Source organism: Streptomyces violaceorubidus (genome assembly GCF_000717995.1).
Lineage (GTDB): Bacteria > Actinomycetota > Actinomycetes > Streptomycetales > Streptomycetaceae > Streptomyces > Streptomyces violaceorubidus.
The window spans coordinates 1-11,970 of sequence record NZ_JODM01000065.1; the positions used below are offsets into that span (position 1 = coordinate 1).

8 protein-coding genes and 1 pseudogene are annotated in these 11,970 nt (G+C 72.5%); 8 read left to right on the top strand and 1 reads right to left on the bottom strand.

The window, feature by feature from the left end; translation table 11 throughout:
• Positions 1-139: 139 nt before the first annotated feature.
• The 4 genes from IE94_RS0133530 (at position 140) to IE94_RS0133545 (ending at position 4,437) form a co-directional block, all read left to right on the top strand.
• Positions 140-1,030: a TatD family hydrolase gene (locus IE94_RS0133530; protein ID WP_030192002.1), complete on the top strand. Its 891-nt coding sequence runs from the start codon at positions 140-142 to the stop codon at positions 1,028-1,030.
• 273 nt (positions 1,031-1,303) lie between these two features.
• Entirely contained in the window at positions 1,304-2,620 is a 1,317-nt protein-coding gene (locus IE94_RS0133535; RefSeq protein WP_245235375.1) for a resuscitation-promoting factor, read from the top strand.
• A 30-nt stretch (positions 2,621-2,650) separates the two neighbouring features.
• The gene (gene rsmA, locus IE94_RS0133540) at positions 2,651-3,511 is read left to right on the top strand and encodes a 16S rRNA (adenine(1518)-N(6)/adenine(1519)-N(6))-dimethyltransferase RsmA (protein ID WP_030192004.1); all 861 of its coding nucleotides are present in this window, start codon (positions 2,651-2,653) and stop codon (positions 3,509-3,511) included.
• A gap of 29 nt (positions 3,512-3,540) precedes the next feature.
• Positions 3,541-4,437, top strand: coding sequence for a 4-(cytidine 5'-diphospho)-2-C-methyl-D-erythritol kinase (locus IE94_RS0133545; RefSeq protein WP_030192005.1), 897 nt, complete (start codon positions 3,541-3,543; stop codon positions 4,435-4,437).
• Between the two features lie 5 nt (positions 4,438-4,442).
• Here the strand turns inward: IE94_RS0133545 and IE94_RS0133550 are convergent, their stop codons facing one another.
• Positions 4,443-5,036 (bottom strand): Uma2 family endonuclease, encoded by a 594-nt coding sequence (locus IE94_RS0133550; RefSeq protein WP_030192008.1) that lies wholly within the window; start codon positions 5,034-5,036, stop codon positions 4,443-4,445.
• Positions 5,037-5,192: 156 nt separating this feature from the next.
• Here IE94_RS0133550 and IE94_RS0133555 point away from each other — a divergent pair, with 156 nt between their 5' ends.
• The 4 genes and pseudogenes from IE94_RS0133555 to IE94_RS0133575 all read left to right on the top strand — a co-directional run bounded on the left by IE94_RS0133555 (position 5,193) and on the right by IE94_RS0133575 (position 11,840).
• The gene (locus IE94_RS0133555) at positions 5,193-7,007 is read left to right on the top strand and encodes an ABC-F family ATP-binding cassette domain-containing protein (RefSeq protein WP_030192010.1); all 1,815 of its coding nucleotides are present in this window, start codon (positions 5,193-5,195) and stop codon (positions 7,005-7,007) included.
• Between the two features lie 259 nt (positions 7,008-7,266).
• A complete protein-coding gene (locus tag IE94_RS0133560; protein WP_030192013.1) occupies positions 7,267-9,048 on the top strand; it encodes an outer membrane protein assembly factor BamB family protein in 1,782 nt (593 codons plus the stop codon).
• A gap of 88 nt (positions 9,049-9,136) precedes the next feature.
• Positions 9,137-10,946: pseudogene (locus IE94_RS0133570) on the top strand (outer membrane protein assembly factor BamB family protein).
• Positions 10,947-11,165: 219 nt separating this feature from the next.
• A complete protein-coding gene (locus tag IE94_RS0133575) occupies positions 11,166-11,840 on the top strand; it encodes a helix-turn-helix transcriptional regulator (protein WP_030192019.1) in 675 nt (224 codons plus the stop codon).
• The last annotated feature ends 130 nt before the right edge of the window (positions 11,841-11,970 follow it).

Genomic DNA, 11,970 nt, shown 5'->3' on the forward strand with positions numbered 1-11,970 from the left:
CGAGGTACGACAAACTCGCCGTCCGCTACGAAGCGACCGTGCTGGTCGCAGCCATCAATGAATGGCTGTGACCAGCACTTTCGCAACAGGCCCTAGCCGGCGCTTCGGGGGCGCGCGGGCGCTTCCGTAGGATCGGGGCATGTCTTCGAACGCCCCGGGACGGTCCGACAAGCACACCGCGCCCCCGCTGCCCGAGCCCCTGCGGGTACCGGTCGCCGACTCGCACACCCACCTCGACATGCAGTCCGGCACGGTCGAGGAGGCGCTCGCCAAGGCCGCGTCGGTCGGCGTCACGACCCTCGTCCAGGTCGGATGCGACCTCGCCGGGTCCCGCTGGGCCGCTGAGACCGCGGCGGCGCACGACGCCGTCCACGCCACCGTCGCCCTGCACCCGAACGAGGCGCCGCGCATCGTGCACGGGGACCCCGACGGCTGGTCCCGGCAGGGGGCGCGGCAGCCCGGCGGAGACGCCGCCCTCGACGACGCCCTCGCGGAGATCGACCGGCTCGCGGCCCTCCCGCAGGTCAGGGGCGTCGGCGAGACGGGACTCGACCACTTCCGCACCGGGCCCGAGGGCAAGGAGGCGCAGGAGCGGTCCTTCCGCGCCCACATCGAGATCGCCAAGCGGCACGGCAAGACCCTCGTCATCCACGACCGCGACGCCCACGCCGACGTCCTGCGCGTCCTCAAGGAGGAGGGCGCCCCCGAGCGCACCGTCTTCCACTGCTACTCCGGCGACGCGGAGATGGCCGAGGTCTGCGCCCGCGCTGGGTACTACATGTCCTTCGCCGGCAACGTCACCTTCAAGAACGCCCAGAACCTGCGCGACGCCCTCGCCGTGGCCCCGCCCGAGCTGGTCCTGGTGGAGACCGACGCGCCGTTCCTGACGCCCGCGCCCTACCGGGGCCGGCCGAACGCCCCCTACCTGGTGCCGGTGACGGTGCGTGCCATGGCGGACGTGCGGGGCGTCGACGAGGACACCCTGGCCACCGCCCTCGCCGCGAACACGGCCCGCGCCTTCGGGTACTGAGCCCCCCCGCCGGTCCGCCACGCTGTGTAGCGGCGCGACTTGGGAGAGTGACGAACGCTCCGCTAGGTTCTGGGGGCCCGATCCGGACCCCTGGAGCGTGTCGGCGTGAGCGGAACGCAGTTCGAGACAACCGAGGTGTTCGAGCGACACCCGTACCTCGCCCCGTACCCGTACAACCCGTACCCGTACAACCCGTACGCGTACGGATACGGGAGCGACTCGTACCCGTACGACTCGTACCCGTACGACGTCGACGGGTACGACCGGTACGACGTGCACAGCGCGCCGACCCTGCCGTACGGGTACGGCGACCCGTACCGGCCCGCGCCGCCCGTCCACGAGCCGACCGCGCCCGCGCTGCCCCGGCAGGGCACCGCGCCGCAGGCGGCACAAACGCAGCCGCAGCCGCAGCCGCAGCCGCAGCCGCCGCAGTCGTCCCGCGTGCCGGGCGACGGGCGGGCCGAGCGCCGGCGCCGGGCGCGCGGTGCGGGGCGTGCGGACGCCTCCCTGCGCAGACTGCTGCCGCGCGCGCTGGTCGTGGCCTTCCTCGCGGGCGGCACCACGGCCTTCGTCGCCAAGGACAAGGCGGTCGAGCTGACCGTCGACGGCGCCCCGCGCACCCTGCACACCTTCGCCGACGACGTGACCGAGCTGCTCGCCGAGGAAGGCGTCCAGGTGGGCGCCCACGACGTGATCACGCCCGCCCCCGGCACCCCGCTGACCAGCGGTGAGGACGTCACCGTCCGGTACGGACGGCCCCTGCTGCTCACCCTCGACGGCCACCGGCGCCAGGTGTGGACGACCGCGGAGACGGTGGAGGGGGCGCTGCGCCGGCTCGGCGTGCGCACGCAGGGCGCGTACCTGTCGGCCGAGGGCTCCCGGCGCATCGGCCGCGAGGGACTCGCCCTGGTGGTGCGCACCGAGCGGGTGGTGACCGTGATGGCGGACGGCCGGACCCGCACCGTCCGCACCAACGCCGCGACCGTGCGCGAGGCCGTCGAGGAGGCCGGCGTCACCCTGCGCGGCGAGGACACCACCTCCGTGCCCGCCGGTGGCTTCCCGCGCGACGGGCAGACCGTCACGGTGCTGCGGATCACCGGGTCCCAGGAGGTCCGCGAGGACCCGGTCCCCTTCGACGAGCGACGGACCGAGGACGCCACCCTCTTCCGGGGCACCGAGGTCGTCCAGCAGGCGGGCCGGCCCGGACTGCGCCGCACCACCTACGCCCTGCGCACCGTCAACGGCGTCCGGCAGAAGCCGCGCCGCCTGCGCACCGAGCTGGTCCGCGAGCCCAGCCCGCGGATCGTCCGGGTCGGCACCCGGCCCCGGCCGACCTCCGTCCACGGCGCCGACCACCTGAACTGGCCGGGCCTGGCCGCCTGCGAGTCGGGCGGGCGCGCGGACGCCGTCGACCCGTCCGGGACGTACGGGGGGCTCTACCAGTTCGACGCCGCCACCTGGCACGACCTCGGCGGCGAGGGCCGCCCGGAGGACGCGTCGGCCGCGGAGCAGACCTACCGGGCGCAGAAGCTGTACGTGCGCAGCGGCGCCGACGCCTGGCCGCACTGCGGCGCCCGGCTGCGGGAATGAGGCCGCCCCGCCCCCGGCTACCCTTGCGGGGTGAGCAGCCCCACCCCCGACGCCCTCCTGGGCCCCGCCGACGTCCGTGAACTCGCGGCCGCCCTCGGCGTGCGCCCCACCAAGCAGCGCGGCCAGAACTTCGTCATCGACGCGAACACGGTCCGCCGCATCGTCCGCACCGCCGAGGTACGCCCCGACGACGTGGTGGTCGAGGTGGGACCGGGTCTCGGCTCGCTCACCCTGGCCCTGCTGGAGGCCGCCGACCGGGTCACCGCCGTCGAGATCGACGACGTCCTCGCCGGAGCCCTGCCCGCTACCGTCGCCGCCCGCATGCCGGAGCGCGCCGACCGGTTCGCGCTCGTGCACTGCGACGCCATGCACGTGCGGGAGCTGCCGGGGCCCGCCCCGACCGCGCTGGTCGCGAACCTCCCCTACAACGTCGCCGTCCCCGTCCTGCTCCACATGCTCGACACCTTCCCGAGCATCGAGCGGACCCTCGTCATGGTGCAGGCCGAGGTCGCCGACCGGCTCGCCGCCGGACCCGGTTCGAAGGTGTACGGCGTCCCCTCCGTGAAGGCCAACTGGTACGCCGAGGTGAAGCGCGCCGGTTCCATCGGCCGCAACGTCTTCTGGCCCGCGCCCAACGTGGACAGCGGGCTCGTGTCACTCGTCCGGCGGACGGAACCGCTCAGGACGACCGCGTCCAAGGCGGAGGTCTTCGCCGTCGTCGACGCCGCGTTCGCCCAGCGCCGCAAGACCCTGCGGGCCGCGCTCGCCGGATGGGCGGGGTCCGCCGCTGCCGCCGAGGCCGCGCTCGTCGCCGCGGGCGTGTCGCCGCAGGCGCGCGGAGAGGCGCTGACCGTGGAAGAGTTCGCGCGTATCGCCGAGCACAAAGCATAAGAAGTCGAGAAGCAGGGAGTGACGAGCAAGTGAGCGTGACGGTCCGCGTCCCCGCCAAGGTCAACGTCCAGCTCGCGGTCGGCGCCGCCCGCCCCGACGGCTTCCACGACCTGGCCAACGTCTTCCTCGCGGTCTCCCTGTACGACGAGATCACCGCGACCCCGGCCGCCGACGGGCCCCGCGTCACCTGCGAGGGTCCTGACGCCGACCGGGTCCCGCTGGACCGCACCAACCTCGCGGCGCGCGCGGCCGAGGCGCTGGCCGCGAGGTACGACCGCGCTCCCGACGTCCACCTCCACATCGCCAAGGACATCCCCGTCGCCGGCGGCATGGCGGGCGGCAGCGCGGACGGCGCGGGCGCGCTGCTCGCCTGCGACGCCCTGTGGGGCACCGGCGCCCGTCGCGAGGAGCTGCTGGAGATCTGCGCCGAGCTGGGCAGCGACGTGCCGTTCAGCCTGGTCGGCGGGGCCGCGCTGGGCACCGGGCGGGGCGAGCGGCTGAGGGAGCTGGAGGTGGGCGGCGACTTCCACTGGGTGTTCGCGCTGGCGGCGCGGGGGCTGTCGACGCCGGCCGTCTACCGCGAGTTCGACCGGCTGGGGGAGGGACTGGACATTCCGGAGCCGGTCGCCGACCAGGCGGTGCTCGACGCCCTCGCCAAGGGGGACGCCGCCGCGCTCGCCGTCGCCCTCTCCAACGACCTCCAGCCCGCCGCGCTCTCCCTCTTCCCCGAACTGTCCGACACCCTCGCGGCGGGCCGGGCGGCGGGAGCGCTGGCGGCCGTCGTCTCGGGCTCGGGGCCGACCACCGCCTTCCTCGCGACCGACGCCAGGTCCGCCTCCGACATCGCGGGCGTGCTGCGGGCGTCGGGGACGTGCCGGGACGTGCGTACGGCGGTGGGTGCGGCGGCGGGGGCGACGGTGGTGTGAGGGGCTTACCGCCCGCCGAGCGCTGACAAGTCGATGCCGATTGCGCAGGGCTTGTCGACCTTGATGACGTCTCGATGCAGGCCCATGTGTACGTAGGCCTTACTCATCGAGTCGAGTTCGTAGACGTGGACGACGAGCCCGCCTTGGGGCCCGTCCTGTTCGACGCGCCAGTAGCTCGGAATGCCGGCGGCGGCGTACTTGTGAGGCTTTGTGGTGCGGTCGCGAGACTCGGATTCCGGGGACACGACCTCGACGGCGAGGAGGACGTCCCCGGCCTGGAAGCTGGTCTGATCCAATCCGGTGACCGCGTCGTCGCGCACCACGCTGATGTCGGGCTCGGGGCCGTTGCGCTCGTCCAGGAGAACGGTCATCTCGCGTTCGACACTGAGTCCAGCCGCCAGTGAGCTGCGTAGCCCGTTGAACAGCAGGTCGATGGCCAGGTAGTGGAAACGGCGCTGCGGGCTCACGAAGACCAGGCTCCCGTCGATCAACTCTGTGTGCGGCGGGAGATCCGGCAGCGTGAACAGGTCGTCCACGGTGTATCCGTCCTGCGGCGGCACCGGCCACTGAACGCGGTGCTCTACGGACTCGGCGGTCATGGTTCCTCCCATATGCGGGATCCTGCTGCCTGCTCCCCACCGTAGCCGGACGCTCCGACACGCGTCACCACAAAGAGTGACCACCCGGGCCAGCGTCCCCCCACCCCCCGGAGGGCCTACGCTTGAAGGCTGATCGATCCCCCAGGCAGGAGAGAAATGGCCGTCAATCTGGTCAATGTCGAGAACGTCAGCAAGGTGTACGGCACCCGTGCACTCCTCGACGGCGTGTCCCTCGGCGTCTCCGAGGGGGACCGCATCGGTGTCGTCGGGCGCAACGGCGACGGCAAGACGACCATGATCCGGATGCTGGCCAGACTGGAGGAGCCCGACACCGGCCGGGTCACCCACTCCGGCGGGCTGCGGCTCGGGGTGCTCACCCAGCACGACTCCCTCGACCCCGCCGCCACCGTCCGGCACGAGGTCATCGGCGACATGGCCGACCACGAGTGGGCGGGCAACGCCAAGGTCAGGGACGTGCTGACCGGGCTGTTCGGCGGGCTGGACATGCCGGGGTTCCCGCAGGGGCTCGACACCGTGATCGGGCCGCTCTCCGGCGGCGAGCGGCGCCGGATCGCGCTGGCCAAGCTGCTCATCGAGGAACAGGACCTGATCGTCCTCGACGAACCCACCAACCACCTCGACGTCGAGGGCATCGCCTGGCTCGCCGGGCACCTGCGCGAACGGCGGTCCGCGCTCGTGTGCGTCACCCACGACCGGTGGTTCCTCGACCAGGTCTGCACCCGCATGTGGGACGTGCAGCGCGGCGACGTCTACGAGTACGAGGGCGGCTACTCCGACTACGTCTTCGCCCGCGCCGAACGCGAGCGCATCGCCGCCACCGAGGAAACCAAGCGGCAGAACCTGGTCCGCAAGGAGCTGGCCTGGCTGCGGCGCGGGGCGCCCGCCCGCACCTCCAAGCCCCGCTTCCGGGTCGAGGCCGCCAACGAGCTGATCGCCGACGTGCCGCCGCCCCGGGACAGCAGCGAGCTGATGAAGTTCGCCTCCTCCCGGCTCGGCAAGACCGTCTTCGACCTGGAGGACGTCACCGTCCAGGCCGGTCCCAAGGTGCTGCTCAAGCACGTCACCTGGCAGCTCGGCCCCGGCGACCGCATCGGCCTGGTCGGTGTCAACGGCGCCGGAAAGACCTCCCTGCTGCGCGCCATGGCGGAGGCCGCCCGCAGCGAGGGCGAGCGGCAGCCGGCGGGCGGGCAGGTACGGGTCGGCAGGACCGTCAAGCTGGCGTACCTGTCGCAGGAGGTCGCCGAGCTGGACCCCGACTGGCGGGTGCTGGAGGCCGTGCAGCGCGTCCGGGAGCGCGTCGACCTCGGCAAGGGGCGCGAGATGACCGCGGGGCAGCTGTGCGAGACCTTCGGCTTCGGCAAGGAGAAGCAGTGGACGCCGGTCGGGGACCTGTCCGGCGGTGAGCGGCGGCGGCTGCAACTGCTGCGGCTGCTCATGGACGAGCCCAACGTCCTCTTCCTCGACGAGCCCACCAACGACCTCGACATCGAGACCCTGACCCAGCTGGAGGACGTCCTCGACGGCTGGCCCGGCTCGATGATCGTCATCTCCCACGACCGGTTCTTCGTCGAGCGCACCACCGACCGGGTCTTCGCCCTGCTCGGTGACGGCGCGCTGCGGATGCTGCCGCGCGGCATCGACGAGTACCTGGAGCGGCGCCGGCGCATGGAGGAGGCCGCCGGGTCGAGCGCCCCGGCCGTGGCGGCCAGGCCCGCCGCCGCCGTGCCCGAGAAGAGCGCCGCCGACGTGCGCGCGGCCAAGAAGGAGCTCCAGAAGATCGAGCGGCAGCTGGACAAGGTCTCCGAGAAGGAGACCAAGCTGCACGCGCAAATCGCCGAGAACGCCACGGACTTCGCGAAGGTCGCCGAACTGGACGCCGAGCTGCGCGAGCTGGCGGGCCAGCGCGACGAACTGGAGCTGCGCTGGCTGGAATTGGCCGAAGACGCCTGAGCGACCGCGTGCGCCGGGCGCGCGGGCGATGTAAAGGGCACGTGAAGGCTCGTAACAAGGGCATCACGGGCCGGTCCTCCCTTGGGAACAGGGGCGGACGCGGCCCCGTGGGCGGTTGGCCGTGGGTGATAGAAAGGCCGTCCGAGGACTGTCCCAGGGCGGTCCGAGGCAGGTGAACGATCGCCTACGACGACTCCGGGGCCAGCGCGTGACCCGGGGCGTGGCTAAAAATCAGTGAGTAATAAGGGGGAACGCGCTGATGAGCCAGCCGCCGAATCAGCCGCCGCAGCCGGGTGGCTTCGGAGCACCGCAGGACCCGCCGCAGGGAGGCTTCGGGGCACCGACCCCGCCGCCCCCGCAGGGGCCGCCGCCCGGTCCGCCGCCGCAGCAGCCCGGCTACGGATACCCGCAGCAGCCCGCCCCGCCCGCCCAGCCGGGGCCGTACGCGCAGCCCGGACCGTACAACTCCGGTCCGTACGCCCAGCCGCAGCAGCCGGGACCCTACGGTCAGCAGCCGGGCTACGGCTACCCGCAGCAGCAGTACCCGGGCGCCCCCGGCGTCCCCGGCACGCCGCCGCCCGGCGGCCCCGGCTCACGCAACCCCTTCAAGGGCAAACCCGCCCTCGCCGTCGGCGCCGCCGCCCTCGCCCTGCTCGTCATCGGCGGCAGCGTGTGGGCGGTCACCGCGAGCGGCGGTGACGACGAGAAGGACAAGAAGCCTGTCGTCGCCAAGACCGACGACCCGAAGCCCTCCGGCTCCAAGGGCGGCGCTCCGGTCGACCCCGGGGACGGCGGGGGCGACGGCGGCGAGGACCCCGAGGACCTCAACGAGGGCCGGCAGGCGGGCGAGGCCAAGGTGCTCTGGTATAAGGAGGCGCCCGACGCCCCCGGTTCCGGCGCCGACGCCGACGGCATGTGGATCACCGGCAAGGCCGCGGTGAAGGCGGCGTACAAGCAGGTCTTCGCCTACGACGTCGGCAACGGCAAGCCCGCCTGGGACCCGATCGCCTTCCCGGAGAAGATCTGCTCGGTCACCCCGGAGAAGACGGCCGCCGACAAGATCGTCGTCGCCTACATGAGCGGCTCCAGCGACCGCGCCAAGTGCAACAAGCTCCAGGAGATCGACCTCGCCACCGGCCAGAAGGGCTGGACCGAGGAGGTCGCCGACGGGGACCTGTTCGACTCGACGCTCTCCCTCGAGCTCTCGCTCAGCGGCGACGTCCTGATGGTCGGCCGCTCCCAGTCCGGCACCGCCTACGACGTCCGCAGCGGCAAGAAGCTGTACGACAAGAAGAAGTACGGCGACGCCTGCTTCCCCGCCGGGTTCGCGGGCAGCGCGACCAAGCTCGTCCAGGTCGCCTCCTGCGGCGCCGGCGGCAACAACGCGCACGACGAGCTTCAGGGGCTCGACCCGAAGACCGGCAAGGTCTTGTGGACCTACAAGTACGAGAAGGACTGGCGGATCGCCCGCGCCTACTCCGTCGATCCGCTGGTCGTCTACGCCACCAACGAGGACAAGAAGGTCTGGAACATCTCCAGCTTCACCTCCGGGGGCAAGGTCCAGGAACAGGTCGGCGTCGACGAGGACTTCGCCCCCGAGTGCGGCTGGGCCATCCTCGAACGCGATCTCCAGGGCTGCTCGGGCGTGGCGGTCGCCGGCGGCACGCTCTACCTGCCGACCGAGGCGACCAGCGGCGCCAACGAGATCGTCGCGATCAACCTTGCCACCGGCAAGGAGAAGTGGCGCACCAAGTCCCCCGCGGACGAGTCGATGATGCCGATGAAGGTCGAGGGCGACCAGCTCATCGCGTACGTCCAGCCGTCCTACGACGCGGGCGGGCAGGTCGTGTCCATCCCGACCGGCGGCGGCAGCCACAAGCCGGCCAAGCTGCTGCAGAACCCGCAGGGCGTCGCGGACATCGAGAACGGCTTCTACTCCAAGGACATCGACTGGGTCGACGGGCGGTTCTACATCTCCAGCACCCGCCTGACCGGGAACGACGAGTCGAAGGAGAAGTTGATGCTCGCCTACGGCAAGTGACCTCTTCTCCCTCGTTCCCCGTTTCCTCGGCCGCCGCCGCGCGGCTCGTTCCGTCCCCGTCGTCTCCGCTCTCCGAGGTGCTCACGTCATGACCCAGCCGCCGCCCCCGCCGCCCCACCAGCCCCCGCAGGGGGGCGGCTTCGGGCCGCCGCAGAACCAGCCGCCGCAGCAGGCCCCCACGCCGCAGCAGGCCCCCACGCCGCAGCAGCCGCCCACGCCGCCGCAGGCGCCCGCGGCTCCGGCCACGCCGCCGGCGGGGCCGCCGCCGCAGCAGCCGGGGTACGGGTATCCGCAGGCGCCGCCGCCCTCCCAGCCTCAGCCTCAGCCCGGGTACGGCTACCCGGGTCAGCCCGGTCAGCCCGGTCAGCCCGGTCAGCCCGGGCCGTACGGGCCGCCGACGCCGGCCTACGGGCAGCCCGGTCAGCCGACGCCGGCCTACGGGCAGCCCGGTCAGCCGACGCCGGCCTACGGGCAGCCCGGTCAGCCCTCTGGTCATCGGCGGCGGGGTCTGGTACGCCGGTTCCTCCGACGACGGGGGCAAGGACGACACCGCGAGCTCCGGCGGCGCCACGGGCGGCGACGGCGGTGGTACGGACCAGAAGGGCGGCGACGGCGGGAAGTCCTCCGGCGCCCAGGAGAAGGCGCCCGCCGATCCGGCGGCCAAGGTGCTCTTCCAGGTCCCGATGCCCCCCGTGAGCAAGGAGGACAACAGCGCCGACGTCTCCGGTTCGTGGCTCACCGACAAGGTGTACGCCAAGAGCGGCATCGCCGAGGTCGTCGGGTACGACCCCGCCAAGGGCAGCAAGAAGTGGACCATCAAGCTGGACGGTCCGGTCTGCGCGACCACCCGGCACGTCACCGACGACAACAAGACGGTGATCGTCCACCAGCCCGCCATGCCGACCAAGGCCGAGCCCTCGCACGGCTGCACCCAGGTCGCGGTGCTCGACCTGGACGCCGGGAAGAAGGTCTGGACGAAGACCGCCGGTGACGAGCCGATCTCCTTCGACAACGTCACGATCAGCGGGGGCACCGTCGCCGCGGGCAGCACCGACGGAGGCGTCGCCTTCGACCTCGCTGGGGGCGAGATCCTGTGGTCCCCGAAGACCACCGACACCTGCTACGACGCGGGCTACGGCGGCGGCGAGAAGCTGGTCGCGGTGCGCAAGTGCGGCTCGTACGACGCCCGTCAGCTGAACATCCAGACCATCGACCCGAAGAGCGGGAAGGTGCTCTCCGAGTACAAGATGGCCAAGGGCATCGACTACGCGGGCGTCGTGTCGACGGACCCGCTGGTCGTGGCCGCCGACGTGGGTGACTCCGCTGGTGACGGCAGCGGCATCTCGGACTTCTTCTCCATCGACAACAAGACCGGCAAGCTGCTCACCCGCATCTCCGCGCCCGGCGACCAGTTCGCGGCGCGCTGCGACAGCATCACCAGGACCGAGAGCTGCAACGGGCTCGCGACCGGCAACGGCAAGCTCTACATCGCGACCGAGGAGCACGAGGGCGGCCACGAGTCGTCCAGCCGGGTCAACGAGGTCGTCGCCTTCGACCTGACCACCGGCAAGCAGACCGGCCAGCGCGCGGACTCCGGCGAGGACTACACGATCACCCCGCTGCGCATGGACGGCGGCAACGTGATCGCCTACAAGCGCCCGCCGTACGACAAGGGCGGCCAGGTCGTGAGTATCGACGGCGGGACGTTCAAGCAGACCACGCTGCTGGAGAACCCGGCGACGGAAGCGGTGCGGGACGTGGAGTCCAGCATGTCGCCGGACTACTCCGAGCTGATCTACTCGCAGGGGCACCTGTTCATGTCGCAGGTGTACGCCAGCGAGCCGACCAGTGCGGACGAGAAGGAGTACCTGGCGATCGGGTTCGGCACCAGCGGCTGACGCCCTCGCTCCTGGTTTTGCTCGGTGCCCGTACCGGCCCCGTCCCTGTCCGGCTCATTCCAGGGGGCGGGGCCGGGCGCGTGGTGGTGATGCGGCGCTCCGGGGCGGTTCTCACGGGTAGGGGCAGCGCGAGGGCTGGCTAGCGTGTAGCTTCCGGGAGCATCCCGGGGCATGCCGGGGGCATGGGTGCCGGGGACTGGGTGACTGGGGGGTTGCTCCATGGGAGTACGGCTCATGGTGGTCGACGATCACCGATTGCTCGCCGAGGCGCTGGCCTCGGCGCTGAAGCTGCGGGGGCACCGGGTGCTGGCGGCGGCGGCGCCGACGGCGGGGGCGGCGGAGTTGGTGATCAGCCGGGCGCCGGAGGTGTGCCTGTTGGGGACGGCGACGCCGGCCGAGCCGGGGATCTTCGACCCGGTGGTGCGGATCAAGCGGGAGCGTCCGCAGGTGGCGGTGCTGGTGCTGGGGCCGGTGCCGAGTCCTCGGGGCATCGCGGCGGCGTTCGCGGCGGGGGCGTCGGGGTACGTACGGCACGACGAGCGCATAGAGGGCGTCGAGCGGGCGATCATGAAGGCGCGGGCGGGGGAGGCGGCGGTGGCGCCCGCGTTGTTGCAGGGGGCCTTCGGTGAGCTGCTGAATCCGGCGGCGCAGCCCGACGACGAGGGGCAGCGGCTGCTGCAGATGCTCACGCCTCGGGAGGTGGAGGTGCTGGTGCGGGTCGCGGACGGGGAGGACACGCGGCTGATCGCGGCGGGGATGGGGATCGCTCCGTCGACGGCGCGTACGCATGTGCAGCGGGTCCTGATGAAACTGGGCGTGGGGTCGCGGCTGGAGGCGGCGGCGCTGGCCGCGCGTACGGGGTTGCTGGACCGTGCGGGGGCCTCCGGCGGCTGAGCGGCTCCGGTGGGAGTGCGGGTGGCGCCAGGGGTTCGGTGGTGGGTCGGGGCCGCGCCGGGGGGTGTCCGTCCTCGGAACGGCGCGGAATCGGTGGGACATGGATGTGCGCTCTGTTGACGCGCCAACC

Coding starts and splice junctions, on each gene's coding strand:
- IE94_RS0133530 (WP_030192002.1), top strand. CDS start 140: ATGTCTTCGAACGCCCCGGGACGGTCCGACAAGCACACCGCGCCCCCG.
- IE94_RS0133550 (WP_030192008.1), bottom strand. CDS start 5,036: ATGACCGCCGAGTCCGTAGAGCACCGCGTTCAGTGGCCGGTGCCGCCG.
- IE94_RS0133555 (WP_030192010.1), top strand. CDS start 5,193: ATGGCCGTCAATCTGGTCAATGTCGAGAACGTCAGCAAGGTGTACGGC.
- IE94_RS0133560 (WP_030192013.1), top strand. CDS start 7,267: ATGAGCCAGCCGCCGAATCAGCCGCCGCAGCCGGGTGGCTTCGGAGCA.
- IE94_RS0133575 (WP_030192019.1), top strand. CDS start 11,166: ATGGGAGTACGGCTCATGGTGGTCGACGATCACCGATTGCTCGCCGAG.